The organism is Schlegelella aquatica (assembly GCF_026013905.1).
Taxonomy (GTDB): Bacteria; Pseudomonadota; Gammaproteobacteria; order Burkholderiales; family Burkholderiaceae_C; genus Caldimonas; species Caldimonas aquatica.
In genome coordinates, this window is sequence record NZ_CP110257.1 from 1,527,780 (window position 1) to 1,551,699 (window position 23,920).

General features: G+C 68.6%; 23 protein-coding genes and 2 tRNA genes. 9 read left to right on the forward strand and 16 right to left on the reverse strand.

All coding sequences use genetic code 11. From position 1 onward, the window contains the following. Positions 1-50 precede the first annotated feature (50 nt). Together OMP39_RS06875 and OMP39_RS06880 are read right to left on the reverse strand one after the other, a co-directional pair. Positions 51-344: a PQ-loop repeat-containing protein gene (locus OMP39_RS06875; protein WP_264894217.1), complete on the reverse strand. Its 294-nt coding sequence runs from the start codon at positions 342-344 to the stop codon at positions 51-53. A 17-nt stretch (positions 345-361) separates the two neighbouring features. Next, on the reverse strand, positions 362-2,326 hold the full coding sequence (locus OMP39_RS06880) for an AsmA family protein (protein ID WP_264894219.1): 1,965 nt from the start codon (positions 2,324-2,326) through the stop codon (positions 362-364). Positions 2,327-2,530: 204 nt separating this feature from the next. Here OMP39_RS06880 and OMP39_RS06885 point away from each other — a divergent pair. From OMP39_RS06885 to OMP39_RS06895, 3 genes are all read left to right on the forward strand, one after another. Next, positions 2,531-2,607, forward strand: a tRNA-Arg gene (locus OMP39_RS06885). Between the two features lie 138 nt (positions 2,608-2,745). Next, positions 2,746-3,033: a hypothetical protein gene (locus OMP39_RS06890; protein ID WP_264894221.1), complete on the forward strand. Its 288-nt coding sequence runs from the start codon at positions 2,746-2,748 to the stop codon at positions 3,031-3,033. A 98-nt stretch (positions 3,034-3,131) separates the two neighbouring features. Beyond that, positions 3,132-4,616, forward strand: coding sequence for a potassium/proton antiporter (locus tag OMP39_RS06895; RefSeq protein ID WP_264894223.1), 1,485 nt, complete (start codon positions 3,132-3,134; stop codon positions 4,614-4,616). Positions 4,617-4,631: 15 nt separating this feature from the next. Here the strand turns inward: OMP39_RS06895 and OMP39_RS06900 are convergent, their stop codons facing one another. From OMP39_RS06900 to OMP39_RS06915, 4 genes are all read right to left on the reverse strand, one after another. Continuing rightward, the gene (locus tag OMP39_RS06900; RefSeq protein ID WP_264894224.1) at positions 4,632-5,324 is read right to left on the reverse strand and encodes a glutathione binding-like protein; all 693 of its coding nucleotides are present in this window, start codon (positions 5,322-5,324) and stop codon (positions 4,632-4,634) included. 149 nt (positions 5,325-5,473) lie between these two features. Next, positions 5,474-6,691: an acyl-CoA dehydrogenase family protein gene (locus tag OMP39_RS06905; RefSeq protein WP_264894225.1), complete on the reverse strand. Its 1,218-nt coding sequence runs from the start codon at positions 6,689-6,691 to the stop codon at positions 5,474-5,476. Between the two features lie 37 nt (positions 6,692-6,728). Continuing rightward, positions 6,729-7,805 (reverse strand): phosphotransferase, encoded by a 1,077-nt coding sequence (locus OMP39_RS06910; RefSeq protein ID WP_264894227.1) that lies wholly within the window; start codon positions 7,803-7,805, stop codon positions 6,729-6,731. A gap of 103 nt (positions 7,806-7,908) precedes the next feature. Further along, positions 7,909-8,616 carry a Crp/Fnr family transcriptional regulator gene (locus OMP39_RS06915; RefSeq protein WP_264894229.1) on the reverse strand — a complete coding sequence of 236 codons (708 nt, stop codon included), beginning with the start codon at positions 8,614-8,616 and terminating at the stop codon, positions 7,909-7,911. A 140-nt stretch (positions 8,617-8,756) separates the two neighbouring features. Here OMP39_RS06915 and OMP39_RS06920 point away from each other — a divergent pair, with 140 nt between their 5' ends. After that, on the forward strand, positions 8,757-9,530 hold the full coding sequence (locus OMP39_RS06920; protein ID WP_264894230.1) for a class II aldolase/adducin family protein: 774 nt from the start codon (positions 8,757-8,759) through the stop codon (positions 9,528-9,530). Between the two features lie 44 nt (positions 9,531-9,574). Here the strand turns inward: OMP39_RS06920 and OMP39_RS06925 are convergent, their stop codons facing one another. Together OMP39_RS06925 and OMP39_RS06930 are read right to left on the reverse strand one after the other, a co-directional pair. Then, complete coding sequence (locus OMP39_RS06925; protein WP_395142298.1) at positions 9,575-10,297, reverse strand: histidine phosphatase family protein; 723 nt, start codon at positions 10,295-10,297, stop codon at positions 9,575-9,577. 60 nt (positions 10,298-10,357) lie between these two features. Continuing rightward, positions 10,358-11,137, reverse strand: a complete 780-nt coding sequence (locus OMP39_RS06930; RefSeq protein ID WP_264894232.1) for an oxepin-CoA hydrolase, alternative type — start codon at positions 11,135-11,137, stop codon at positions 10,358-10,360. A 246-nt stretch (positions 11,138-11,383) separates the two neighbouring features. Here OMP39_RS06930 and OMP39_RS06935 point away from each other — a divergent pair, with 246 nt between their 5' ends. Then, the gene (locus OMP39_RS06935) at positions 11,384-13,450 is read left to right on the forward strand and encodes a type IV pilus assembly protein FimV (RefSeq protein ID WP_264894234.1); all 2,067 of its coding nucleotides are present in this window, start codon (positions 11,384-11,386) and stop codon (positions 13,448-13,450) included. Between the two features lie 13 nt (positions 13,451-13,463). Here the strand turns inward: OMP39_RS06935 and OMP39_RS06940 are convergent, their stop codons facing one another. The 5 genes from OMP39_RS06940 to lptF are packed head-to-tail and all read right to left on the reverse strand — an operon-like array spanning position 13,464 to position 18,324. Then, on the reverse strand, positions 13,464-14,690 hold the full coding sequence (locus tag OMP39_RS06940) for a pyridoxal phosphate-dependent aminotransferase (protein ID WP_264894236.1): 1,227 nt from the start codon (positions 14,688-14,690) through the stop codon (positions 13,464-13,466). A 13-nt stretch (positions 14,691-14,703) separates the two neighbouring features. Next, positions 14,704-15,657, reverse strand: a complete 954-nt coding sequence (locus OMP39_RS06945; protein ID WP_264894237.1) for a CysB family HTH-type transcriptional regulator — start codon at positions 15,655-15,657, stop codon at positions 14,704-14,706. A 31-nt stretch (positions 15,658-15,688) separates the two neighbouring features. Beyond that, positions 15,689-16,090, reverse strand: a complete 402-nt coding sequence (locus OMP39_RS06950; RefSeq protein WP_264894239.1) for a sirohydrochlorin chelatase — start codon at positions 16,088-16,090, stop codon at positions 15,689-15,691. A gap of 2 nt (positions 16,091-16,092) precedes the next feature. Next, positions 16,093-17,217: an LPS export ABC transporter permease LptG gene (gene lptG, locus OMP39_RS06955; RefSeq protein WP_264894240.1), complete on the reverse strand. Its 1,125-nt coding sequence runs from the start codon at positions 17,215-17,217 to the stop codon at positions 16,093-16,095. A gap of 12 nt (positions 17,218-17,229) precedes the next feature. Continuing rightward, the gene (gene lptF, locus OMP39_RS06960; protein ID WP_264894241.1) at positions 17,230-18,324 is read right to left on the reverse strand and encodes an LPS export ABC transporter permease LptF; all 1,095 of its coding nucleotides are present in this window, start codon (positions 18,322-18,324) and stop codon (positions 17,230-17,232) included. 26 nt (positions 18,325-18,350) lie between these two features. Here lptF and OMP39_RS06965 point away from each other — a divergent pair, with 26 nt between their 5' ends. The 4 genes from OMP39_RS06965 (at position 18,351) to OMP39_RS06980 (ending at position 21,995) form a co-directional block, all read left to right on the forward strand. Further along, positions 18,351-19,823, forward strand: coding sequence for a leucyl aminopeptidase (locus OMP39_RS06965; protein ID WP_264894243.1), 1,473 nt, complete (start codon positions 18,351-18,353; stop codon positions 19,821-19,823). A gap of 4 nt (positions 19,824-19,827) precedes the next feature. Continuing rightward, positions 19,828-20,253, forward strand: coding sequence for a DNA polymerase III subunit chi (locus OMP39_RS06970; protein ID WP_264894245.1), 426 nt, complete (start codon positions 19,828-19,830; stop codon positions 20,251-20,253). Further along, positions 20,250-20,627: a hypothetical protein gene (locus OMP39_RS06975; protein WP_264894247.1), complete on the forward strand. Its 378-nt coding sequence runs from the start codon at positions 20,250-20,252 to the stop codon at positions 20,625-20,627. The genes OMP39_RS06970 and OMP39_RS06975 overlap by 4 nt, the downstream gene beginning before the upstream one ends. 228 nt (positions 20,628-20,855) lie before the next feature. Next, positions 20,856-21,995: a branched-chain amino acid ABC transporter substrate-binding protein gene (locus tag OMP39_RS06980; RefSeq protein WP_264894250.1), complete on the forward strand. Its 1,140-nt coding sequence runs from the start codon at positions 20,856-20,858 to the stop codon at positions 21,993-21,995. A gap of 231 nt (positions 21,996-22,226) precedes the next feature. Here the strand turns inward: OMP39_RS06980 and OMP39_RS06985 are convergent. The 3 genes from OMP39_RS06985 to OMP39_RS06995 form a co-directional block, all read right to left on the reverse strand. Then, positions 22,227-22,317: transfer RNA gene (locus OMP39_RS06985), tRNA-Ser, on the reverse strand. 104 nt (positions 22,318-22,421) lie between these two features. Then, positions 22,422-23,348: an SPFH domain-containing protein gene (locus OMP39_RS06990; RefSeq protein ID WP_264894251.1), complete on the reverse strand. Its 927-nt coding sequence runs from the start codon at positions 23,346-23,348 to the stop codon at positions 22,422-22,424. 30 nt (positions 23,349-23,378) lie between these two features. Next, complete coding sequence (locus OMP39_RS06995) at positions 23,379-23,813, reverse strand: NfeD family protein (protein ID WP_342454885.1); 435 nt, start codon at positions 23,811-23,813, stop codon at positions 23,379-23,381. Positions 23,814-23,920 lie beyond the last annotated feature (107 nt).

Consider the following 23,920-nt stretch of genomic DNA (forward strand, 5'->3'; position numbering starts at 1 on the left):
GGCACCATGCCGCAACCGCAGGGGAGCAACGTGCGTGCCTGCCGCCGCTGTCAGGCCGAAGAGGCCTGCCGCCGGCTGCGCGAGAGCCGGGCGTTGCGGCGGTAGATCAACTGCCCGGCGATCGCGCTGGCGAGCAGCGCGACGTTGACGAACAGGAACACCCAGTTCTGCAGCAGCGCGCTATAGATCGAAAAGCCGAGCGAGGCGGCCGACTGACCGACGAACAGCCACGAGGAGACTCCGGAGCTGTCGCGCGTGCGCCATTGCTTGCGCACCTGATGGAAGATGGTCCACAGGAGGATCAAGGCACTGATCCACCCGATCGCTTCGGTCACGGTGTCCATGCGACGGGGCCTCGGTTTCAGCGGCGTGCCGGCGCCCCGCGCAGCCGCTCCAGGGCGAGGTGGCAACCTCCCGGGGTGCGTTCGCCCGGGTCGATGAGCGGGATGATGGCCGCCAGGGGCGTGACGGCGGCCAGCGCCGCGGCGCCGAGCAGCTTCAGGCCCAGCGTCTTGCCCTCGGGCCGGATGGCGGGGTCCGCGAAGCTGCCTTCGATGCGGATGGGCGCGCGCAGCGAAAGCGGCGTGAAATCCTTGGGGCGGGCCTTCACCTGCAGGGCCAGGCGTTCCTGACGCAGCGAGACGGTGCCCTCCACGAGCAGCGTGGTGTCGGGCGTGTCGATGAGGCCGACCTCGGTCTTGAGGTGACCGTCGCGGGCCGTGAACTGCGCGACCGCGCACCGCACGGGCAGGCTCTCGTCACCGCGCACCAGGATGCCCAGGCTCTCGGCGATGTCGATGCCGAGCGCTTCGATGACGAGATGCGACAACTCGCCGTTCTGGATCCAAAGCGTGGTCCCTCCGTCGAGCGAACCCAGCATGTCCGCGGTGGAGCGGCCGGCACCGACGAACTTCGCCTGGCCCCCCAGCACCCCGCTGATGTAGGGCGCAGGGGAGCCGTCGCCGCGCTTGTCGCGTGGATTGCGCACCTTCAGCCACTGTTCCAGCCTCACGCCTGCCCAACGCAGGTCGATGTCCCAGTTGGGAGTGCGCTTGCGGCCGTCGAGTCCGATGGCACCGGTCACCCGGCCACCGGATGCACTGGCGACGAGGTCGCTGATGCGCAGCACGCCGTCTTGCAACCGCACGTGACCCTCCAGCGGCTTCAGGTCGCCGAGGTAGGGCGTGCCGAGGTCCAACTGTCGCAGGTTCACCCGCACATCGGCGTCCATGCGGCGCAGCGAGGGCAGGTTGAACTCGCGCTCCGGCAGGATCTGGCCGTCGTCGGAAGCCGCACGCGGGGAAGCGCCGCCTCTGGGCCCGGCCGGCGCACCGAAGGCCGGCCCCAGATCGCGCAGCACCAGACGCTCGCCTTCCAGCGAGCCGGTGAGCAGGGGCCGCTCGGGGCGGCGATCGTACGTGAAGCGGCCCGCCAACCGGCTGCTCCCCACGTGCAACCGGGCCACGTCGGCCTTCCACACCTCGCCTTCCTTGCGCAAGCGACCGTCGAGCTCGAACTCGGGCGTGCTCGGCAAGGTGAGGCCGAACGGCGTGCCCACCGCCGCCAGCGAGGGGCCCGACGCCTGGAAGCGTCCATCGAAGCCATGCAGGCGCAGGATGTCGACCGCCTGCCCCTCGAACGCAAGGCGCGTGCGACCCGTGCTCGCACGCAGCGCGAGGGGCACCGGCGTGGCGGCGCCTTCCGAGGCGATCAACGGCATGACACCTCGCGAGGCCGCATGGAACTCGAAGTCGGCGTCACGAAAGCGGCCCTGGCCTTCCACGACGAGGCCGGCCGCGTCCTCGGCCCGGGCGCCTTCTTCGGTGCGGGCCCGCGCGGAGACGCGCAGCCCGCGCATCGCATCGTCGTAGGCGATCTGGCCGTTGCCCACCACCAGCCGGTCGAACACGGGCACCGACGCGTCCTCGCGCGAAGGTGGAGGAGGTTCCTCGCGGAACTGCCAGTTCGCCCGCCCCTCGGCGTCGCGCCACAGTTCGGCGTCGAAGCGGCCCACCTCCAGAGCGCGCACGCGCAGGGGCTCGTGCGAGCCGCCCCGCAGCGCCGCGAGCACCGTGCTGTAGGGCAGCACGAGCCGTACGTGCTCGCCCGAGACGAACTTGGGCCGCTGCTCGCCCGCCCAGGCCGGCGGGCCGATCGTCAACCGCTGCGTCGCCAGCCGCACCGAGCCGAGCAGGCGCATGCGGAAGTCGCCTTCCAGTCGCACCTCCCGTTTCAGCGCCGACGAAAGCCGTGCTTCGAGCGGGGCGCGCAGGAAGGGCCAGCCCGACACCTCGCCCGCCACGAGCGCGATGAGAACGGCAAGCACTGCCGCCGCCGCCCGTCGAGGCCATTTCCCGAGACGCCGCCACCGCGCGCTGAAGGCGCGCCACGGCGCGGGCCGCGCACGCACAGGCCCGGCAGGGGAGGTCGAGGACCGGTCGGAAGGCTCCACGCCGCCCTCCGGGCAAGCAGGATGCCCGCGACGGGACGCGGCGTTGCGCGCCGAACACGGGCCTTAGAATCGCGCTGTCTGCCCGTAGCTCAACTGGATAGAGCAACTGCCTTCTAAGCAGTAGGTCGGAGGTTCGAGTCCTCCCGGGCAGGCCAGCAGCGCAAGTGCACAGGGGCCCGCTGCCGCCCGCCACACCCCGCGCCACACCCGCGCCACAGCCGCGCCGCACGAGCGCCACGCCCCGGCCGTTCCGAGGGCGCGCCCGCCATCCCTCGATGCGCCAGGCCCGCCCCATGCTAGGCTTGCGGGATCACGACCTCGACCGCCTGCGACGCATGCATCCCAATCCTCCTGCCCGGTATCTGGTACTCATCGAATCCGGCGGTGCCATGGTGGCGCGGCTGTTCGACGTGCAGCGGCGGCTGCTGGCCGAGTTCGACGCGGGCTCCGAGGAGGTCGGCATGATGACCGAGGGCCTGCAGCCGGTGCGCGAGGCCCACCGGCCCGAGTGGGATGCCGCCTTGGCCGGCCACAGCAGCTCCGAACGTGAGGCGGCGCTGATCTACGCGCTCGAGCCCTGAGCCTGCTCTTGAGGAGGCGCGCTGCCGCTCGACAGGGCGCCCCCAGCCCTCGGCCGCCGAGCGTCTGCTAACGTCGGCGATGTTGCCGCGCATCGCCCATGGATTTCATCAACATACCGCTCTTTTCGGCAGGTGCCCTCGTCTTTCTCAGCGTCCTGTCCGGGCTCGTGTCGGCCCGAGTGGGCTTTTCCTTCCTGCTCGTCTTCCTCGTCGGCGGCATGCTGGCCGGCGAGGACGGCCCCGGCGGGTTGCGCTTCGACGACTTCGTCCTGAGTTTCTGGGTCGCGAACGTCTCGCTGGCGGTCATCCTGCTCGACGGCGGCTTGCGGACCGCCTACCCCACCTTCCGCACCGGCCTCAAGCCCGCCACCGGGCTCGCGACGGCGGGAGTGGTCCTCAGCGCGGGGATCACCGGCATGGCGGGGATGTGGCTGCTGGACTTGCAGTGGCCGATGGCGCTGCTGCTCGGGGCCATCGTCGGCTCCACCGACGCGGCAGCGGTGTTTTCGCTGCTCAAGTCGTCCGGGGTGTCGCTGAACGAACGGGTGGCAGCCACGCTGGAGATCGAGTCCGGCATGAACGACCCCATGGCCGTCTACCTCACCTTGGCGATGATCGCCTGGGTGAAGGCAAGCCTCGGGGGCGAGGACCTGGGCCTGACGGGCCTGCTCGCCCTGATGGTGCAGCAGTTCGGCTGGGGCGCCGTGGTCGGGCTCGGAGGGGGTTTCGCCCTCTCGTGGCTGTTGCCTCGTCTGGCCGCGCGCACCGAGCTTCGGGCCGGGCCGCTGGCGCTGCTGCTCGTCTCGGCCGGACTGGCCGTGTTCTCCGCCAGCGGCTGGCTGGGCGGGTCGGGCTTCCTGGCGGTGTACCTGTTCGGCCTCGTCGTCGGCAACCGCAGCGCGGCGTTGGTGCGAGATGCGCTGTGGGCCATGGACGGCTACGCGTGGCTCTCGCAGGCCGCGATGTTCCTGCTGCTGGGCCTTCTGGTCACGCCCTCTCAGATGCTGCAGACGTTGTGGCCGGCGCTCGGGGTGTCGGTGGTGCTGATGGTGGTGGCGCGGCCCGTGGCGGTGTGGCTGTGCCTCGCGCCGTTCCGGTTCCGTGCCCGCGAGGTGTGGTTCGTGTCCTGGGTGGGTCTGCGAGGCGCGGTGCCCATCGTGCTCGCGGTGTTCCCGGTGATGGCGGGGGTGCCCGGCGCGGCGCTCTTCTTCAACGTCGCCTTCGTCGTCGTGCTGACCTCGTTGCTGCTGCAAGGCACCACCATCGCCTATGCCGCGCGCAAACTGCACGTGGCGTTGCCGGGTAAAGGCGAGGAACGGCTGGCGCGCGCCGTCTACGGCGACTTCGTGCTCGATGCCCGGATGCCCGTGGGCGAGGTCTGTGCGTTCTACGGGCTGCCGGCGCCCGAGCGCGGGCACGAGCCGCTCGGCCGTTGGCTGGCGCAAGAGCTGGGGCGCCCGCCCGTGGTCGGCGACATGTTGGTGCTGGGGCCCGCCCATCTCAGCGTGCGAGAGATGAACGGCCCGGACATCCGAGCCGTGGGTCTGCGCTTCCTCCAGCCCCTCGCCGACAGCGGCGACTGAAGGGCCGGCGGGGGGCTAGCGGCGCTCGTACTGCTTGGCGCCGAACAGGATCTCGCGTTCCTTGTCGCCGGTGAGCGGTTTGCGCCGGTCGGTCAACACCTCCACGCCGCGCTGTACGGCCGGGCGCGCCGCGATCTCGTCGAACCAGCCCTTGAGGTGCGGGTAATCGTTCCAGTCGACGCCCTGGTTCTTCCACGAGCGCAGCCAGGGGAAGATGGCGATGTCCGCGATCGTGTACTCGGGCCCCGCGATGTACGTGCTCTTGGCCAGCCGCTTGTCCATCACCGCATAGAGCCGCTTGGCCTCGTTGGTGTAGCGCTCGATCGCGTAGTCGATCTTCTGCGGCGCGTAGATGCGGAAGTGGTGCGCCTGCCCCAGCATCGGGCCCACGCCGCCCATCTGGAACATGAGCCATTGCAGCGTCTCGAACTTGCCGCGGTCGGAGGCAGGCAGGAACTTGCCCGTCTTGGCGGCGAGGTACACCAGGATGGCACCGGACTCGAACAACGAGATCGGCTGCCCGTCCGGCCCCACCGGGTCCACGATGGCGGGAATCTTGTTGTTCGGACTGATCTCGAGGAACTTCGGGTCGAACTGCTCGCCAGCCCCGATGTCCACGGGGATCACCTTGTAGGGCAGTCCGCACTCCTCCAGCATGATGTGGACCTTGTGGCCGTTGGGCGTGGCCCAGGAATAGACTTCGATCATTGTTCCCTCCGGGTGGCATGGGTAGGCCGCAATCTAGCAGGCTGCGTGCGGGCTTGCAGGCGGCCCCCTTCGGCCCTCGGGACGGCCGCCCCCGGCAAAAGAAAAAGCCCGCCGAGGCGGGCTGGGTGTGCGGCGCACCGTCTGGCTCTTCACTGCGCGTAGCGTCCCAGTTCCATCTTGGCGATCGAGTTGCGGTGCACCTCGTCCGGCCCGTCGGCCAGCCGCAGCGTGCGAGCGCCGGCATAGTAGTTGGCCAGCGGGAAGTCGTCGCACACGCCCGCGCCGCCGTGGGCCTGGATCGCCCAGTCGATGACCTTGCAGGCCATCGAAGGTGCGACGACCTTGATCATCGCGATCTCGGCCTTGGCCGCCTTGTTGCCGGCCACATCCATCATCCATGCGGCTTTGAGGGTCAGCAAGCGGGCCTGCTCGATCAGGCACCGCGCCTCCGCGATGCGCTCTTGCGTCACCGTCTGCGCGGCGATGGGTTTGCCGAACGCCACGCGTGTGCTCACCCGCTTGCACATCAACTCGAGCGAGCGCTCCGCCAGCCCGATCAGGCGCATGCAGTGATGAATGCGGCCGGGGCCCAGGCGCCCCTGGGCGATTTCGAACCCGCGGCCTTCGCCGAGCAGCATGTTGCTCGCCGGCACCCGCACGTTCTCGAACAACACCTCCATGTGGCCGTGCGGGGCGTCGTCGTAGCCGAAGACGTTCAGCGGGCGCAGGATCTTCACGCCCGGTGCGTCGGCGGGCACCAGAATCATCGACTGCTGCTGGTGCTTCGGCGCGCCGGGGTCCGTCTTGCCCATGAAGATCATGATCTTGCAACGCGGGTCACCGGCACCCGAGGTCCACCACTTGCGGCCGTTGATGACGTAGCCGTCACCGTCGCGCTCGATGCGCGCGCAGATGTTGGTCGCGTCGGACGAGGCCACCTCGGGCTCCGTCATCGCGAAGGCACTGCGGATCTTGCCTGCCAGAAGCGGCTCCAGCCACTGCTTCTTCTGCTCGGGCGTGCCGTAGCGCACCAGCACTTCCATGTTGCCGGTATCGGGAGCCGAGCAGTTGAAGACCTCGCTCGCCCACGGCACGCGGCCCATGATCTCGGCCAGCGGCGCGTACTCCTGGTTGGTCAGCCCCGCGCCGTATTCGCTTTCCGGCAGGAACAGGTTCCACAGCCCTGCGGCCTGGGCCTTGGGCTTGAGTTCCTCGATCAGCTGCAGGGGCGTCCAGCGCTTGCCGGCGCGAGTGTTGGCCTCGATCTCGGCCCAGTAGCGGCCTTCGTTCGGGTAGATGTGTTCGTCCATGAAGGCGCGCAGCTTGGCCTGCAGCTCCTTCGTGCGCGGGGAGTAGTCGAAGTCCATGGGGGATCTCCGTGAGGGGGGAAAGGTCGCGGTCGTCTCAGACCTGCTGGGCGTACTTCCAGGCCAGCTCAGCCATCGGGCGGGCACCAGCGGCGGCCTGTCGCGCCTGCTCGCTGGAGGCCGTGCCGTCCACCACACGTTTGGCGATGCCTTGCAGGATGCCGGCGATGCGGAACATGTTGTAGGCGAGGTAGAAGTTCCAGTCGGCCATCACCGCGGCCGGGTCGCCCCGGCCCGTGCGCTGGCAATAGCGGCGCACGTACTCGCGCTCATCGGGGATGCCGAGCGCCGCCAGGTCGAGGCCGCCGATGCCGCGGAACGCGCCCGGGGGGATGTGCCAGGACATGCAGTGGTAGCTGAAGTCGGCCAGCGGATGGCCGAGCGTGGAGAGCTCCCAGTCCAGCACCGCCAGCACGCGCGGCTCGCTGCGGTGGAAGATCAGGTTGTCGAGCCGGTAGTCCCCGTGGACGATCGACACCTGGCTCTCGTCGCGTGCGCTCGCCGGGATGTGCGCAGGCAGCCACTCGATGAGGCGATCCATCGCCTCGATGGGGTCGGTGATGGACGCCTGATACTGCCTGGTCCAGCGCGCGATCTGCCGCTCGAAGTAGTTGCCCGGTTTGCCGTAATCAGCCAGCCCGCGCGCACGGAAGTCGACCGAGTGCAGCGCCGCGATGACGCGGTTCATCTCATCGTAGATCGCATCGCGCTCGGCGGGCGTCATGCCGGGCAGCGACTGGTCCCACAGCACGCGGCCTTCGACGAACTCCATCACGTAGAAGGCACGCCCGATGATGGACTCGTCCTCACACAGCAGGTGCATCTGCGCCACGGGCACCGGCGTGCCGTGCAGCGCCTGCATGACGCGAAACTCCCGCTCGATGGCGTGCGCCGAAGGCAGCAGCTTGGCCACCGGGCCCGGCTTGGCCCGCATCACGTAGCTGCGCGAGGGCGTATTGAGCTTGTACGTGGGGTTGGACTGCCCCCCCTTGAACTGCTCCACCGTCAACGGGCCTTGGAAGCCCGCGAGGTGCTGCGTGAGGTACTGTTCGAGCCGCGCGATGTCGAATGCATGCTGCGCGGCCACGGGCCGAGTCCCGGTATAGGCATCCATCAGTGTGCTCCCCCTGGGGTGCTGTGGCGCACGTTCTGCCCGCGGGGCGCCCGTGTGCCGTGCGATCGGCGCAAGCCGGCCGTGCCTGCCCGAGAGGCCTCGCTCAGACGCCTTCCGCGATCGCCATCAATCTCGACTTCGACAGCACGACGAGACGGGTGGGCTCGATGCGCACCGCACCTTCGCGCTCGAAGGCCTTCAGCTCCTGGTTGACACGTTGCCGGGAGGCGCCCAGCAACTGCGCCAGGTCCTCCTGCGCCAGTTGCAGCCCGATGCGGATCTCTTCGCCCTGCGGCACGCCGTAGCTGCGCGCCAACAGCAGCAACTGCTTGGCCAATCTGGCGGCCAGCGGCAGGGTGTTGAGGTCCTCGATCAGATTGAACATCAGTCGCAGACGACGGCAGTTGAGCCGCAACAAGGCGTCGTACAGCTCCGTGTGTTGCTGCAGCAACTCCTTGAAGTCGGGCTTGCGCACGACGAGCAGCGTGGTGTCGCCATGCGCGTTCGCATCGTGCGTGCGAGGCAGGCCATCGAACAGCGCGATATCGCCGAACCACGTACCCGGCTCCACATACGTGAGGGTGATCTGCTTGCCCGACAGCGATACCGAGCTCACCCGCACCGCGCCCTTGGCCACGCCGATCCACTCGTCGGCGGGTTGCCCCCGAGACGAGAGCAGCGCGCCGTCCGGCACCCGACGTACCGTCGCTCGCGAGAGGATCGCAAACCGCAGCGATGGCGACAACTTGGAGAACCACGGGCCGGACTCGATGGCATTGCGTTCGGCGATTGTAAGAACGGGGGTGTTCATGCTTTGTCGCTGACGTGACAGGGGCGGCAGTTGAGGAAGATTATGTTCCCCTGGAGGACGCGCGGTTTCGCCCCGGGGGGCAATGCCCCCCATGGAACGGGGGGTCGCCGGCCTCGCCCACATGACGAGAGGAGACGACGATGACATCGACATTGCAGATTCCCAGCCGCCGGGGGCAGGTGAGCGAGGAGGAGTGGAAGGTCCGCGTCGACCTGGCCGCGGCCTACCGCCTGGTCGCGGCCTTCCGGTGGGACGATCTGGTTTTCACGCACATCACGGCGCGCGTGCCGGGCACACAGGATCAGTTCCTGATCAACCCATATGGATTGCTGTTCGACGAGATCACTGCGTCCAGCCTCGTGAAGATCGATGTGCAGGGCAACAAGCTCGACGACAGCCCCTATCCCGTCAACCCGGCCGGGTTCACGATCCACAGCGCGATCCATGCGGCCCGGCACGATGCGCAATGCGTGCTGCATACGCACACGCTGAACGGGGTGGCGGTCTCGGCCCAGAAGCAGGGGGTGCTGCCGCTGTCGCAGCAGTCGATCTTCGTCCTGTCCAGCCTGGCCTACCACGACTACGAAGGCGTCGCCCTGCGCGAGGACGAGAAGGCCCGCCTCGTGCGCGATCTGGGCGACAAGAACTTCCTCATGCTGCGCAACCACGGCCTGCTCACGCTGGGCCCCTCGGTGGCAGAAGCCTTCCTGGCGATGTACCTGTTCGAGTCCGTGTGCGCGATCCAGGTGAGGGCGATGGCCGGCGGCGGCGAGCTGGTGCACGTGGACCCGGCGATCGTCTGCACGGCGCAGGAGCAGGCGCGGCAGGTGACGCGCGGGCAGGGCGGCGGGGCGCTGACGTGGCCGGGCTTGCTGCGCCGGCTCGATCGGATCGATCCCGGCTTCCGCGAGTGACCACGGCGAGTGAGGGGGGCGAGGCGCTGAGGGCCTCGCCGTGTTCACGTCTTGGGCGAAGAGCCCTCCAGCCGCAGGTACTGCGCCAGCAGCTTCTCCATCGTGGTGTAGCGCTCCCGCTCGTGCAGCCACTGCGTGGGCGCGAGATTGACGGCACGCACGACGCAGTCGCGCCGGCCTACGTCCACCACGTTGATGCAAGCGGGGGCCTGTTCCATGCGCCCCAGGAAGCAGCGCTGCCCCGCCAGCAGGTACGACAGCAGTGCCCGGTTCACGCCGCCATGCAGCACCAGCAGCATCTGCTTCCAGCCGTCGTCGGTCAGCAGTTCCTGAAAGGGGGGCAGCACGCGGTCCAGCATCTCGCCCACCGACTCCCCGCCGAGGAATCGGGCCGACTCGTCCACGAAGCCCTGGAACACCCCGAGGAACGCATCCTTCAGAGCCTCGCGCGGGATGTCCGAGAGCCGCCCGGGGCGGATCTCCTGGAGTCGCTCGTCGGTGTGGATGGGCACTTGCAGGCCCGCGGCCTCGAGCACGCGCTGCGCGGTCTCCACCGTTCGAGGCAGGCCGCTCGTGACGACGCGATCGAAGCGCACCCCTACCGCCGCAAACAACTCGCCCGCGGCTGCGGCCTGCTCGCGCCCGGTGTCGTTGAGGGGGACCGTCTCGGGCGGCACCGGCGTGCCATCGGGCAGGAAGTAGTCCACCGAGCCGTGGCGCATCAGGTAGATGCGGCGGCGCTTGGGTTGCCAGTCGTGCAAGTTCATGGGAGACATCGGAGGAGAGGCGCGCACATCGCTCGCCCGCCTTGGGGGTTGTAGACCGCTTCAGCGATATCGCGGCTCGCGCTTCTCGAAGAACGCGTCGATGCCTTCCGCCCCGTTGGGGTGAAGCAAGTTGTCGACGAAGGCGTCACGCTCGGCATCGAGTTGCTGGGGCAGGGGCTGGGTCGGCCAGTGGTTCAGGAGTTCCTTCGTGGAGGCGAGCACGTTCGGCGCCCGACGGGTCACTTGCTGCGCCAGCTTGAGAGCTTCGCTCAGGCTGAGTCCCGTGTCTGTCACTCGATTGACAAGGCCCCACGCATGAAGCTGCTCGGACGTGACCGGTTCGGCCGTCCACAGCAGTTGCGCCACCAATTGGCGTGGCAGGGCTTGCATCAGATGCCAGGTGAGCCCGCCGTCGGGCGAGAGGCCGACCCTCGAGTACGCCATCGAGAAGCGGGCATCGCGGGCCGCCACGACGAGATCGCAGGCCAGCGCGATCGACACGCCCGCCCCCGCCGCCGCTCCTTCCACCGCAGCGATCACCGGCTTGGGGAAGGTGCGGATGGCTTCGATCCACCGGTGGAAGCGCTCGATGCGAGCCGTCTGCACCTCGGGCCCGAGGCGGGCGTTCTCGCGCAGCTTGTGCAGGTTGCCTCCCGCGCAGAAGATCCCGTGGGCCCCCGTGATGACGACGCTGCGAATCTCCTCGGACGACTCGGCGACGTTGAGCGCCTCGACGGCGCCGGCGGTGATCTCCTCGGACAGCGCGTTGCGCGTGTCGGGGTCGCTCATGATGAGGACGAGCGTGCTGTCCTGGCGTTCGGTACGAAGCTCGCTGGGCATGGGTTCTGCTCCGTCGTCGTGGCCGTCCCATTGTGCATGAGGCGAACCGCTGAAAGGGGAGGGAGAGGGGACGGTCCGAGCAACCGCCCGAGGGCGGGCCAAGCGCCCCGGTGGCTCCGGCACGCTCCAGGGGGCGCCTGCGGGCGATGCGACGATCGTGCCGCGACCCCCACGTCCTTACTGCGACGTTACAAGAAGGCACGTGGTCACGTGCTAGAGTCCGTCACAAATTGATACTGCAGCCGAATGAAGATTCAACGCGTCCAGCTCGCTTGCATGATCGCGCTGCTGGGTGCTCCGTCGCTGAGTACCGCCCTCGGCTGGGGCAACCCGCGCACCTCTGCCGTGCTCGGCCGGCCTCTCGATTTCGCCGTCCCTGTGCGTGTCGAGCCCGGTGAGGAGTTCGCATCCGAATGCGTGGACGCGGAAGTCCACTTCGGTGAGTCTCGCGTCTCCGGTTCCCAGGTGCAGGTGCGTGTCGAACCGCTCCCTGGCGCTGCGGGCGAGCGGCTCGTCAGGGTGCAGACGACGGCCAGCATCGAAGAGCCGATCGTGTCGATTCAGGTCGGCACGGGCTGCCGCGCTCGCCTCGTGCGCAAGTTCGTGGCCTTCGCCGACCCGCCTCTCGTCGCCACCGACGGGACGGCACTGCCAGGCGTTTCCGGGCTGCCTTCGACGAGCGGTGCGGCAGCGCAGGAAGGGCGGCGCCCTCGCGCCGAAGCCCCACGCACCGGCCCTTCTGCCCAGGCGTCGGGCGAAGGGGCCTCCAAGACGAACGAGCGTCGAGCGGCGTCCCGGACTGCGGCGCGCGAGCGGGCCGATGCCTCGCGTGGTCGAGCTTCGGTGGTGCCGTCGTCATCCCCGCGCTCCGAGGCGAAGGCAGGTCCGGGGGCCCCCCGCACACCCGCGCCGCAGCCCGCCCCGCGACTCAAGCTCGATCCGCTCGAACTCGAGTCGGTCGCGTCCTTGCGCCTGACGCACGAGCCGTCCGGCGCTTCGTCGACCAGCGACCCGGCGCAGCGCGAGGCTGCCGCAGCGTTGTGGGCCGGCATGAGCGCCACCCCCGAAGAGGCGGCCAGTGCCAGCGCAAGAATGCAGGCGCTGGAGCAGAGCCTGCAGCAGCTGCGCGCCGAGTCGGCCCGCACCCGAGAGAGCCTCGAGTCGCTGCAAGCCCAGTTGCGCGCAGCCCGAGAGGACCGCTACGCCAACCCCCTCGTCTACGCCCTGGGGGCCCTGTCCGCCGCGCTCGCCGCGGCTCTGCTGTGGGTGCTCGCGCGCCGCGGTGCGCCGCCGGCGCGTCAATGGTGGGCTCCCTCGGCCCTGGCCGAGAGCCGGCGCCGCGCCCTGGAAGAGGAGGTGTCGGCGTTGCAGAGTGAGCGACGCGACTCGGCGGATCGGCCGAAGGCCGACGTCCGACGCCCGTCCGGCCCTGCCACGTTCTGCGAGGAGGCCCAACCGGCGCCGAGGGCCGGGCCCGCCGTGGAGGCCCCGTCGCCGGTGGCGTCTGCCGCGGCCGCGCCTGCGCCGCGCGCGGTGCTGCCCCTGCGCGAGGACCACGCTCACAACGGCAAGGTCTCGGTCGAGGAACTGATCGACCTGGAACAGCAGGCGGAGTTCTTCGTGGCCCTCGGGCAGGAGGAGTCCGCCATCGCGTTGCTGCAGAGTCATGTGCAGCATCACCCCGACGGCAGCCCGCTGCCGTACCTGAAGTTGATGGAGCTCCACCAGCAGCGCGGCGACCGCGAAGCCTACGAGTCGGTGCGCGGCGAGTTCAACCAGCGGTTCAACGCGTATGCGCCGGCCTGGGAAGAATCACTGGCCGACGGGCGCTCGTTGGAGGACTACCCCGCCGTGATCTCGCGGCTGCAGGGGCTGTGGGAGACGCCGGCGCGGGCACTGGAGGTGCTGCAGGCTTCGCTGCTGCGGCGCGACGCCTCGGCCCAAACCTTCGACCTGCCCGCGTATCGCGAGTTGCTGCTGCTGTACTCCATCGCGGGCGAGCGGGTGGAACATGCCGACGAAGGCGGGGTGGACATCCTGCTGCCTTTCGACGAACCCGCACCTCGCTTTGGGCAGACGATGCTGGAGCCGCTGACGGCTGCGGGGGCGGCACCTGGGCCGGACACTGGACCCGCGGCACCGCCCGCGCCTCAGTTCGAGATCGACCTGCCGCTGGACGACTTCCCGCCTGTTCCCGCGCCGTCACCTGCTCCCGTGGACCACCCTCCCGGACGTGTCATCGATTTCGAGCCGGTGGACCTGGATGTGAACGTCCCGGCCCGCGGCGGCGACGGCCGCACGGGCCGCGGCTGATCGGCGCGCGTGTTCAGAGACGGGCGAGCCGCTGGAGCGCGAGCTGCAGCGTTTCATCCTTCTTGGCATAGCAGAAGCGGACCACGCGCTGCTCGCGTCCCGCTTCGTAGAACACCGACAGAGGAATGGCGGCCACGCCGATCTCCGTCGTCAGCCACCGGCAGAACGAGACTTCGTCCATGTCGCTGATGGCGCTGTAGTCGACGCACTGGAAGTAGCTTCCCTCGCTGGGCAGCAGACGAAAGCGCGTGGATGCGAGTCCGGTGCGGAACAGATCGCGCTTGCGCTGATAGAACGCGGGGAGATCCATGTAGGGCCGGGGATCGGCCATGTACTGGGCCAGTGCGTGTTGCGTCGGCGTGTGGACCGTGAAGACGTTGAACTGATGCACCTTGCGGAACTCGTGCATCAGCGTCGCCGGGGCGGCCACGTAGCCCACCTTCCAGCCCGTGACGTGGTAGGTCTTGCCGAAGCTCGACACGATGAACGCCCGGGCGGCAAGCAGCGGGTGCCTGGCCACGCTCTCGTGGGCGCGCCCGTCATAGACCATGTGCTCGTACACCTCGTCGGCGATGAGCAGCACATCGGTGGGGGCGAGCAGTTCCGCAAGCCGACGCATGTCGGCCGCGCTCCATACGGTGGCGCTGGGGTTGTGGGGGGTGTTGACGATGATGGCCCGCGTGCGCGGGCCGATCGCCGCGGCGATGCGATCGAAGTCCGGGCGGAAGTCCCCCGGTTCGCCGCTGCGGCCCAGGGGGACGAAGACGGCCTTGCCGCCGGCGAGTTCGATGTTCGGCACGTAACTGTCGTAGCACGGCTCGAGCACGATGACTTCGTCGCCGGGCCGCACGACGGCCAGGATGGCGGTCAAGATGGCCTGGGTCGCGCCGGCGGTCACGGTGATCTCCTGCGTCGGGTCGTAACGCCGGCCGTACAGCCTCTCGATCTTGTCGGCGATCGCCTCCCGCAGCGCGGGAACTCCGGCCATCGGAGGGTATTGGTTGTGGCCCGCCTGCATGGCGGCCGTCAAGCAGTCGACGAGCTTCGGATCGCACCCGAAGTCCGGGAACCCCTGACCGAGGTTGACCGCGTCGTGCTCCTGCGCGAGGGCGGACATGACCGTGAAGATCGTCGTACCGACCTTGGGCAGTTTGGTCGTGACCGCGGGCGTGCGCGGGCTGGTGTGGGCCGTCACATCGCCGGGCGCGGGGAAGGAGGAGGCGGGTCGGATCGAGTTCATGGTTCGGGACGCTTCAGAGGTCGTAGCTGCTCGCTTCATTGCTCATGGCCCGCACCACCAGGGGCCGGCTGAGCCGGTCGGACAGGAGCTCGGCGAAAGCGTAGACGAAGTTGCGCAGATAGGCGCCGCGCTTGAAGGCCACACGCGCGATGTTCTGGCCGAACAAGTGCCCCACCGGTCGTGCCACCAGTTCGCCTCCGGGCTGGAAGGCCGGGTCCTCCTTGACCGCCATCTCGGCCACGATGCCCACGCCCAGGCCCAGACGCACGTACGTCTTGATCACGTCGGAGTCGATGGCTTCCAGCACGATGTTGGGCTTCAGGCGCTTCAGCGAGAAGGCGTGGTCGATCTTCGTGCGGCCGGTGAACGAGGGGTGGTAGGAAATGAGCGGCTCCTGAGCCAGCTGCTCGAGCGCGAGGCGCTCCACGGCCGCCAACGGATGCTGCGCGGGCAACACGGCCACGTGCTGCCACTCGTAGCAGGGGAGGGTCACGAGATCGTCGAAGTTCGCGAGCGATTCCGTGGCCAGCCCGATCTCGGCCGTCTCCTCGAGCACCATCTGCGCCACCTGCTCGGGCGTGCCCTGATGCAGGCTCACGCTCACCTTGGGAAAGCGCCTGCGCAGCTGGGCGACCGGCGCGGGCAAGACGTACCGCGCCTGCGTGTGGGTGGTGGCGATCGAGAGGGTGCCCGCGTCCTGCTTGGAGAACTCCTCGCCGATGCGCTTGAGATTGTTGACCTCGCGCATGATGATCTCGATGGAGCGCAGCACCTCCTGCCCGGGCTCCGTCACCCGCTTCAACCGCTTGCCGTGGCGCGCGAAGATGTCGACGCCCAGTTCCTCCTCCAGCTCCAGGATGGCCTTCGAGATGCCGGGCTGCGAGGTGTAGAGCGCCTTGGCAGTTTCCGTGAGGTTCAAGTTGCGGCGCACCGCCTCCTGCACGAACCGAAACTGATGGAGGTTCATATATTTCAGCGAGTTTTGAGCTCTGCTGAAATTATGTCATTTCGGAATTAGCAGGGCCAGCGCCACCCCAGGTGCGCTCCACCGCCGCGTGCGCCAGGGCCCGCACCACCTCGGGGTGTTCCCCGACGGCGCGGCACAGGCTCCAGGCGACCTGGGGGTGGGCGGCTCGCAGTTGCCCGAGCAACTCGGGGACGTCCTTGCGCACGTGCCCCCCGGCGCCAAGGAAGAGGGGCACCACGGCCACCGAGGTGCAGCCGTCCTCCACGAGCCTGGCGCCGGCCTCCCGCAGGGTGGGAGGCATGAATTCGAGGAAAGCCAGCGCGACGGCGGCTTGGGGGGCGAGCTGGCGCACTTCGCGCTCCACCTCACGGAACGGATCGGCCCAGCGAGGATCGCGCGCCCCGTGAGCGAACAGCAGGATGCCCGTCTTCATGGTCAGCGGTAGCGCACGAGCCACTGGAACGCGAGCAACGACAGCAGCAGGTACAGCACGCTGGGGGTGGCGGCGGCCACCCACGGTGTCCAGTTCTGCAGCAGGCCGACGTGGCTCGCGACGTTGTTGAGCAGCACGAAACTGATGCCGAGCATGATGCCGCCGAACACTTTGAGGCTGATGCCGCCCGAGCGGGCATGCAGGTAGGCGAAGGGCAGGGCCAGGGCCGCCATCACCAGGCAGGCGAAAGGGTAGAGCGCCTTTCGCCAGAACTGGATTTCATAGCGTTGCGCCGACTGCTCGTTGTCCGCCAGATGGGTGGCATAGCGGTAGAGATCGAGGGTGGACATCATGTCCGGAGGCTGGACCGCGGCGGCGACCACCGAGGGCGTGAGCGAGCTTTGCCAGACCAGCTCCGCGACACGTCGCTCGCGCACCACCAGCTCCCCGGGACGGTGTTCTGCGTCCGTGGCCGGCTGCCAGTCGGTGACGACCGCGTCGCGCAAGCGCCAGACGGCATCGTCGTCGATCTGCGCTTGCGCGGCGGTGGTGCGAGACAGCAGCCGCCCCTGGGCGTCGAACTCGTACAGGCGAACGTCGCGCAGCTCTCCATCGGGCGTGGCCGACTGGATCTGGATGGAGTAGGTGCGCTCCCCCTCGGACGTGCCGCGCCGGTCCTTCAGCCAAGCCCCGCTGCGCCCGAAGGCGGTGCCTCGGGCTTGGGCCTTGAACTGCTCGGCGTAGCGGTTCGCATGCGGAGCCACGTAGTCGCCGATGACGAAGGTCACGGCCGTGAACGCGAGGCCGATGCTCACCAACAGCGACAGCGCCCGCCCGGGGCCCAGGCCGCTGGTGCGAAGGATGGTGAACTCCGACGACTGCGCCAGCCGCGCCATCGAGTAGATGCCTCCGATCAGCAACCCGATGGGCAGCAGCTCGTACAGGTGCCCCGGCAGGAGCAGCAGGCAGTAGATCAAGGCCTGCCCCGCGGAATAGCGGCCGTCGCGGCCGACCCGCTCGAGCTGGTCGATGAAGTCGATGAAGAAGAAGAGCGCGAGAAAGGCGACCGAGACGAACGCCACGGCCTGCAGCAGCTCCCGGTGGATGAGGCGGCGCACGGTCTGCATGGCCTGTGTTCCTCAGCGCGCCGCCCGGGCAGCCGCCCAGCGTCGCCAGGGCGGGCCGGCTTCGCGCCAGCGCACGCCGAACCAACCGATCACGGCGGGCACGCCATGCACCGCCAGCAATGCCGCCGCCGGGTGGACGCGCCCCGCCGCCACCCAGGCCTGCGACAGATTGAGCAGATTGAAATACACGATGAACACCAGGAGCGCGAGCAGCAGGTTCCAGCTGCCCGCCCGTCGGGGATTGAACGCCGACAGCGCCACGCCGATCAGCAGAAGATTGAAGGCGACCAGCGGCAGTCCCAGACGCCAGACCAGCTCGCCCCAATGCAGGTCGCTCGGACGGCGCCACAGCTCGAGGGTCGAGCGCGCCTTGGGGGGCAGGTCGGCGGCCCCCGTCGAGGCCTTCTCGCCGGTCAGCAGGCGGTACTGCTCGAACTGGGCGATCGTCTTGGCCCCCGTCTGTAGGTTCTGGTCGTAGCGCTGCCCCCGCTCCAACACCAGAAAGCGGTCCTCGCCCTCGAACGACACCCGTCCCGTGCTCGCCGACGCAACGGTCTCCCGGTCCGGCTCGCGGATCAGAACGAAGACATTGCGGCCCACCTGACCGCCCTCGGTGTTGCGCTCCACGAAGAACACGCGCCGGCCGTCGCTCGAAGTCTGGAACTGGCCGGGCGCCACACGGGACAGATCCGAGCGGCGCTCGTAGAGCTGACGCAGCTCGGCACTGCGCTGATTGGCCCAGGGCCAGACCAGCAACGCCGCCACCGCGGTGACCGCAAGCACCGGCGCGGCGGTCCGCAAGACGGGGCGCAGGAAGCGGGTCAGCGGCACGCCGCTCGCAAACCAGATGGTCGTCTCGCTGTCGCGGTACATGCGCGACAAGGTGCTGACCGTGGCCACGAACAGCGACAGACACAGAATCAAAGGCAGGTAGCCGAGCACGACGTAGCCGAGCAGCAGCACGACGTGCTGCGGGGCGATGCTGCCGCTGGCTGCTTGCCCGAGGGTGCGGATGAGCATCATCGTGAGGACGATGGTCAGCAACACCACCAGGGTCGCCCCGAAACTGCGGGCCAGCTCTCGGCGCAAGGAGGAATCGAATAACATCGACGGATTCAGTTGAACTGCGCATTATGGACTTTCGATTCCAATCCGCATCGCCTGCAAGCTGGGCCGACGTCGCCGCGGACGCCCTGGTGGTCGTCGTCACGAGCCAGACGCAGCGCAAGCTCGAAGGGGCCCTGGCCACGCTGCTGAAGGAGGCGGTGGCGCAGGGCGACTTCGAGTTCAAGGCGGGACGCACCCTTTACATGCATCGGGCCGCTGGCGTGAAGGCCGTGCGATTGGTGTGGGTGGCGGCCGCCGACGAATCCCCCAAGGCCGCGCGTGCGGCGTTCGCTGCCGCCTTCGGCGCGCTCAAGCAGGGCGGCACCCGGCATGTGGCAGTGGCCGCTGCGTGGGAGGCCGGCTGGCAACCCGCGCAGGCCGAGGCCCTCGCCGCCGCGGCGGCCGAAGCCGCCTACGTTTACCGCCATACGAAGCCGAGCGCGCCCAAGCCCGCTGCCTGGACGAAGATCACCGTGCTGGGAGAAAAGGCCGAGGCCAAAGGCGTCCAGGAAGGCCTGACCCGCGGTGCGGCCATCTCGGCAGGAGTCACCTTCGCGCGGGAACTCGCCAACCGACCGGGCAACCATTGCACGCCGACGGTCCTGGCCGAGGAGGCCCGGGCGCTGGCCGAGGAGTACGGTCTGAAGGTCGAGGTGCTGGACCGCAAGGCCGTCGAGAAGCTCGGCATGGGCGCTTTTCTTGCCGTCGCCAGAGGGTCGGAGGAGCCTCTGCGCTTCATCGTGCTGCGTTACGACGGCGCGCCGCGCAGCAAGGCGCCCATCGTGCTGGTGGGCAAGGGCATCACCTTCGACACGGGCGGCATCTCCATCAAGCCCGCCGCCGAGATGGACGAGATGAAGTTCGACATGGGCGGGGCGGCCAGCGTGCTCGGGACTTTTCGCGCCATTGCCGAGCTCAAGCCGAAGCTCAATCTCGTCGGCCTCATCCCGGCGTGCGAGAACATGCCCGACGGCAAGGCGGTCAAGCCCGGAGACGTCGTCACCAGCCTGTCCGGCCAGACGATCGAGATCCTCAATACGGATGCCGAGGGCCGGCTCATCCTCTGCGATGCGCTCACCTATGCCGAGCGCTTCAAGCCCGCCGCCGTCATCGACATCGCGACGCTGACCGGGGCTTGCGTCATTGCGCTCGGCCACCATCGCAGCGGTCTGTTCTCGCCCGACGACGAGCTCGCTGCCGCCTTGCAGGCCAGCGGCGACAAGGCGCTGGACCCGTGCTGGCGCATGCCGCTGGACGAGGAGTACGACGAGGCGCTCAAGAGCAACTTTGCCGATGTGGCGAATGTGGGCGGGCGCGCCGCCGGCTCCGTCACGGCCGCGATGTTTCTGCGCAAGTTCACCGGCAAGTACCGCTGGGCGCATCTCGACATCGCCGGCTCCGCCTGGAAGGGCGGGCCGGCCAAGGGCGCCACCGGCCGCCCGGTGCCCTTGCTGACGCACTATCTCCTCGACACCGCGGCCGCCCCCTCGCGCGCCTGACGGCATGACCGAGATCGCCTTCCACTTCAACGTGCGCGACAGGATGGCCTATGCGTGCCGTCTGTTGCGCAAAGCCTGGCGCAGCGGCGCCCAGGTCGGGGTGGTGGGGCACGAGGCGTGGTTGGCCGAGCTGGACCGCGCCCTGTGGAGCTTCGAGCCGGTGGAGTTCGTGCCGCATGCCTGGGCAGGGCGAGCCGCGGGGCCGGTGGCGGCCCTGACGCGCGTGTGGCTCGCCCGCACGCCGGGGGAGCTGCCCCACCACGCGGTGCTCGTCAACTTCGGCGACGACGTGCCTCCCGGGTTCGAGCGGTTCGAGCGGCTGATCGAGGTGGTCACCACCGATGAGGGGGACCGCCTGGCAGGGCGCCGCCGCTGGAAGCACTACAGCGACCGCGGGTACGCCATCGTGCGGTACGAGGTTCCGGCATGACCCAGGGACCGCGCACGCCGCCCCGTCACGTGCCGACGCTCACCGAGGTCATTCCTCTGTCGCCGGTCCCAGCGCGCGAGCAGACGCCCGGGCCCGAGGCAGCGCCCGCGCCCCCCCCACCGGGCAGCGGGCCCACTGTCGCGGCCGTCGGCGCCGGGCAGGAGGAGGAGATCACCCAGCGCGTGCTGGCGGACTTGCAGCGGCAGATCGACCTGATGCTCGAGTACCGGCTGCGCGAGACGCTCACGCCCGCGCTCGCTCGGGTGGCCGATCAACTCATCCGCGATACCCGGGCCGAGCTGGCCTCGACGCTGCGGGACGTCGTCTCCCGTGCCGTGGCCCAGGAACTGGCCCGGCATCGCAGTCGCGGCTGAGGAGCAACGCCGGGCCGGGGCCCGGCGGTTCCCGCTGCGCGCGGGGGCGGCTCGCGGTTCGCGTATCCGATGGGCCTGCCTAACGAGCGCGCCACCTCGGCGTTGACACGCTCCATCCGGGTTTTCCTAGAGGATTCCCGCACGATGCGTGGAAATTTTTCGAGTATTGTTCCGCCCGTTGAGTCATACATTGAATCTCAACTTATTCCGTTCTAGGAGGCTAATCTCATGCAATTCAAACTGAACCTGATCGTGGGCGCCGCCGCGTTGTCGATGGCCGGTGCGGCCTTCGCTCAAGACGTGGTGCGGATCGGCCACGTCGGCCCCACCAGCGGTGGTATCGCTCACCTGGGCAAGGACAACGAGTTCGGCGCCCGCATGGCGATCGACGAGCTCAATGCCAAGGGCGTGACCATCGGCGGCAAGAAGGTGAAGTTCGAGCTGCTGGCCGAGGACGATGCGGCCGACCCCAAGCAGGGCACCGCCGCTGCGCAGAAGCTGGTCGACTCCAAGGTTCACGGCGTGGTCGGCCACCTGAACTCGGGCACCACCATTCCTGCCTCCAAGATCTACAGCGACGCCGGCATCCCGCAGATCTCGCCGTCGGCCACCAACCCCAAGTACACCCGTCAGGGCTTCAAGACGACCTTCCGCGTCGTGGCTGACGACGTGCATCTGGGCCAGACGCTCGGCAAGTACGCCGTCACCCAGCTCAAGGGCAAGACGATCGCCGTCATCGACGACCGCACCGCCTACGGCCAGGGCGTGGCCGACGAGTTCGAGAAGGGCGTGAAGGCCGCCGGCGGTCAGATCGTCGCTCGCGAGTTCACGAACGACAAGGCCACGGACTTCACCGCCATCCTGACCTCCATCAAGGGCAAGAACCCCGACATCGTCTTCTACGGTGGCATGGACGCGGTGGCCGGCCCGATGCTGCGCCAGATGAAGCAGCTGGGCATCAACGCCAAGTTCATGGGCGGCGACGGCATCTGCACCGGCGAGCTGCCGAAGCTGGCGGCCGGCACGATGGCCGACAACCAGGTCTACTGCGCCGAGGCCGGTGGCGTCGAAGGCGAGCAGAAGAAGACGCTGGACGACTTCAAGGCCCGCTTCAAGAAGAAGTTCGGCGTCGACGTCCAGATCTATGCCCCGTACGTCTATGACGCCGTCAACGTCATGGTCGACGCGATGGTCAAGGCCGGCTCGTCCGACCCGGCCAAGTACCTGCCGGTGCTGGCCAAGACCCAGGGCTACAAGGGCGTGACCGGTGTCATCAGCTTCGACGAGAAGGGTGACATCAAGAACGGCGCGCTGACCCTGTACACCTACAAGGGCGGCAACCGCCAGCAGCTGGCCGTGGTCCGCTGATCGCATGCCGGGCCACTCGCCTTCGGGCGAGTGACTGGACGAAAGGGCGCCGCAAGGCGCCCTTTTCGTTTGGCGCCCTTTCTGTTTGGCGCCCTTTCGTTTGGAACCGGGCCCCGCAGCCCCAGGAGCGAAGCGCCCGCATGAACCAAAACCAAAACGCCCGCATTCAGCGGGCGTTTCGAGTAGCGGCTGGGTGAGCGCAGTCCGCGTGAATGCGGGCTGTCAATCAAGTGGCGGAGGGAGCGGGATTCGAACCCGCGGTGGGCTATTAACCCACACACGCTTTCCAGGCGTGCGACTTAAACCACTCATCCATCCCTCCGGAATCCGGCTGGCGGCGGCCCGGTCATGCGAACAAAGCCGTGATCCGACGCCGATTCGGGAAAGCTTGCGATTGTAGCAAGAAGCCGCGGCGCGACAACGGGATCAGCGGCGCGCCTCGGGCCCGGCGCTTCCCTTGTAAAGCGACATCGCCGTGGCGATGAGGCCGGAGACTTCGCTCATGTTGCCGGGCACGATCATCGTGTTGTTCTTCTGCGCGAGCTGGCCGAAGGCCTCGACGGCTTTCTCTGCGACCTTGAGGTTGACCGCGTCCATGCCGCCCGGTTCACGGATGGCGGAGGCAATGCGCCGGATGGCCTCGGCGGTGGCCTCGGCCACGGCGAGGATGGCCGAGGCTTCGCCCTGGGCGCGGTTGATTTCGGCCTGCTTCTCGCCCTCGGACTTGGCGATGAACGCCTCGCGTTCGCCGGTGGCGATGTTGATCTGCTCCTGCTTGCGGCCTTCGGAGGCAGCGATCAGGGCCCGCTTCTCGCGCTCGGCGGTGATCTGCTGCTGCATCGCACGCAGGATCTCGTTGGGGGGCGTGAGGTCCTTGATTTCGTATCGCAGCACCTTGACGCCCCAGTTCAGTGCCGCTTCGTCGAGGGCGTTGACCACCGCCGCGTTGATCGACTCCCGCTCCTCGAAGGTCTTGTCCAGCTCCATCTTGCCGATCACCGAGCGCAACGTGGTCTGCGCGAGCTGCGTGATCGCGATGATGTAGTTGGAGGAGCCGTAGCTCGCCCGCATCGGATCGGTCACCTGGAAGTACAAGATGCCGTCCACCGTGAGCTGGGTGTTGTCCTTGGTGATGCACACCTGGCTCGGCACGTCGAGCGGGATCTCCTTGAGCGAGTGCTTGTAGGCGACGCGGTCGATGAAGGGCACGAGGATGTTGAGGCCCGGGGTCAGCGTCGAGTGGTAGCGCCCCAGCCGCTCCACGACCCAGGCATGCTGCTGCGGCACCACCTTCAGCGAACGCACGATGAAGATGACGGCGATGACCACCAGCACGATGGCGAAGATTTCCATGACTCGCTCTCTGTTGCGTTGTTGTTCGGCTCACGCGCGCTCGACGACGAGCACGTTGCCCTCGACCGCGCGCACGACGTGCAAGCCGGCGCTCGGGTTGCCGGGGCCGGCGTAGCGGGCGGTCCACGCCGTGCCGCGGTACTGCACGCGCGCGGTGCCGTCCGAACCCCAGGTGTCCACCTGCAGCCGTTGCCCGATGTCGAGGTTCACGTCCGGGTTGGACTGCGCAGGGGCGCTTTGGGGGTGCTTGGTCCGCCTGACGTGCCACCCAGCCACCGCGCCACCGCCGACGGCCGAGGCCACGACGAGCTGCAGCGTGAAGGAGGCCCCGGCGTGCGCGGCGAGCGCGGCGCAGGCCAGGCCGAGGGCGAACATCAACAGGTAGAAGGTGCCGGTGGCCAGCTCCAGCGCCACGGCGAGGCCCGCGGCAATCCACCACACCATGGGGGCGCTCAGTTCGGTCACGATTTCCCTCCATCTTGTTGGTTGCCGTGGTCGGCCCTGCCGGACACCCCAGCGGCGTCGGCACGGCGGGATCCGGCTCGCGGCTGCCGCTCACCCAGCAGCAGTCC

What these genes read in the sequence shown, in the direction of transcription:
- OMP39_RS06875 (WP_264894217.1), bottom strand. Translation starts at nt 344, where the DNA reads ATGGACACCGTGACCGAAGCGATCGGGTGGATCAGTGCCTTGATCCTC.
- OMP39_RS06890 (WP_264894221.1), top strand. Translation starts at nt 2,746, where the DNA reads ATGCTAGGCTTGCGGGATCACGACCTCGACCGCCTGCGACGCATGCAT.
- OMP39_RS06895 (WP_264894223.1), top strand. Translation starts at nt 3,132, where the DNA reads ATGGATTTCATCAACATACCGCTCTTTTCGGCAGGTGCCCTCGTCTTT.
- OMP39_RS06900 (WP_264894224.1), bottom strand. Translation starts at nt 5,324, where the DNA reads ATGATCGAAGTCTATTCCTGGGCCACGCCCAACGGCCACAAGGTCCAC.
- OMP39_RS06905 (WP_264894225.1), bottom strand. Translation starts at nt 6,691, where the DNA reads ATGGACTTCGACTACTCCCCGCGCACGAAGGAGCTGCAGGCCAAGCTG.
- OMP39_RS06910 (WP_264894227.1), bottom strand. Translation starts at nt 7,805, where the DNA reads ATGGATGCCTATACCGGGACTCGGCCCGTGGCCGCGCAGCATGCATTC.
- OMP39_RS06915 (WP_264894229.1), bottom strand. Translation starts at nt 8,616, where the DNA reads ATGAACACCCCCGTTCTTACAATCGCCGAACGCAATGCCATCGAGTCC.
- OMP39_RS06920 (WP_264894230.1), top strand. Translation starts at nt 8,757, where the DNA reads ATGACATCGACATTGCAGATTCCCAGCCGCCGGGGGCAGGTGAGCGAG.
- OMP39_RS06925 (WP_395142298.1), bottom strand. Translation starts at nt 10,297, where the DNA reads ATGAACTTGCACGACTGGCAACCCAAGCGCCGCCGCATCTACCTGATG.
- OMP39_RS06930 (WP_264894232.1), bottom strand. Translation starts at nt 11,137, where the DNA reads ATGCCCAGCGAGCTTCGTACCGAACGCCAGGACAGCACGCTCGTCCTC.
- OMP39_RS06935 (WP_264894234.1), top strand. Translation starts at nt 11,384, where the DNA reads ATGAAGATTCAACGCGTCCAGCTCGCTTGCATGATCGCGCTGCTGGGT.
- OMP39_RS06940 (WP_264894236.1), bottom strand. Translation starts at nt 14,690, where the DNA reads ATGAACTCGATCCGACCCGCCTCCTCCTTCCCCGCGCCCGGCGATGTG.
- OMP39_RS06945 (WP_264894237.1), bottom strand. Translation starts at nt 15,657, where the DNA reads ATGAACCTCCATCAGTTTCGGTTCGTGCAGGAGGCGGTGCGCCGCAAC.
- OMP39_RS06950 (WP_264894239.1), bottom strand. Translation starts at nt 16,090, where the DNA reads ATGAAGACGGGCATCCTGCTGTTCGCTCACGGGGCGCGCGATCCTCGC.
- lptG (WP_264894240.1), bottom strand. Translation starts at nt 17,217, where the DNA reads ATGCAGACCGTGCGCCGCCTCATCCACCGGGAGCTGCTGCAGGCCGTG.
- lptF (WP_264894241.1), bottom strand. Translation starts at nt 18,324, where the DNA reads ATGTTATTCGATTCCTCCTTGCGCCGAGAGCTGGCCCGCAGTTTCGGG.
- OMP39_RS06965 (WP_264894243.1), top strand. Translation starts at nt 18,351, where the DNA reads ATGGACTTTCGATTCCAATCCGCATCGCCTGCAAGCTGGGCCGACGTC.
- OMP39_RS06970 (WP_264894245.1), top strand. Translation starts at nt 19,828, where the DNA reads ATGACCGAGATCGCCTTCCACTTCAACGTGCGCGACAGGATGGCCTAT.
- OMP39_RS06975 (WP_264894247.1), top strand. Translation starts at nt 20,250, where the DNA reads ATGACCCAGGGACCGCGCACGCCGCCCCGTCACGTGCCGACGCTCACC.
- OMP39_RS06980 (WP_264894250.1), top strand. Translation starts at nt 20,856, where the DNA reads ATGCAATTCAAACTGAACCTGATCGTGGGCGCCGCCGCGTTGTCGATG.
- OMP39_RS06990 (WP_264894251.1), bottom strand. Translation starts at nt 23,348, where the DNA reads ATGGAAATCTTCGCCATCGTGCTGGTGGTCATCGCCGTCATCTTCATC.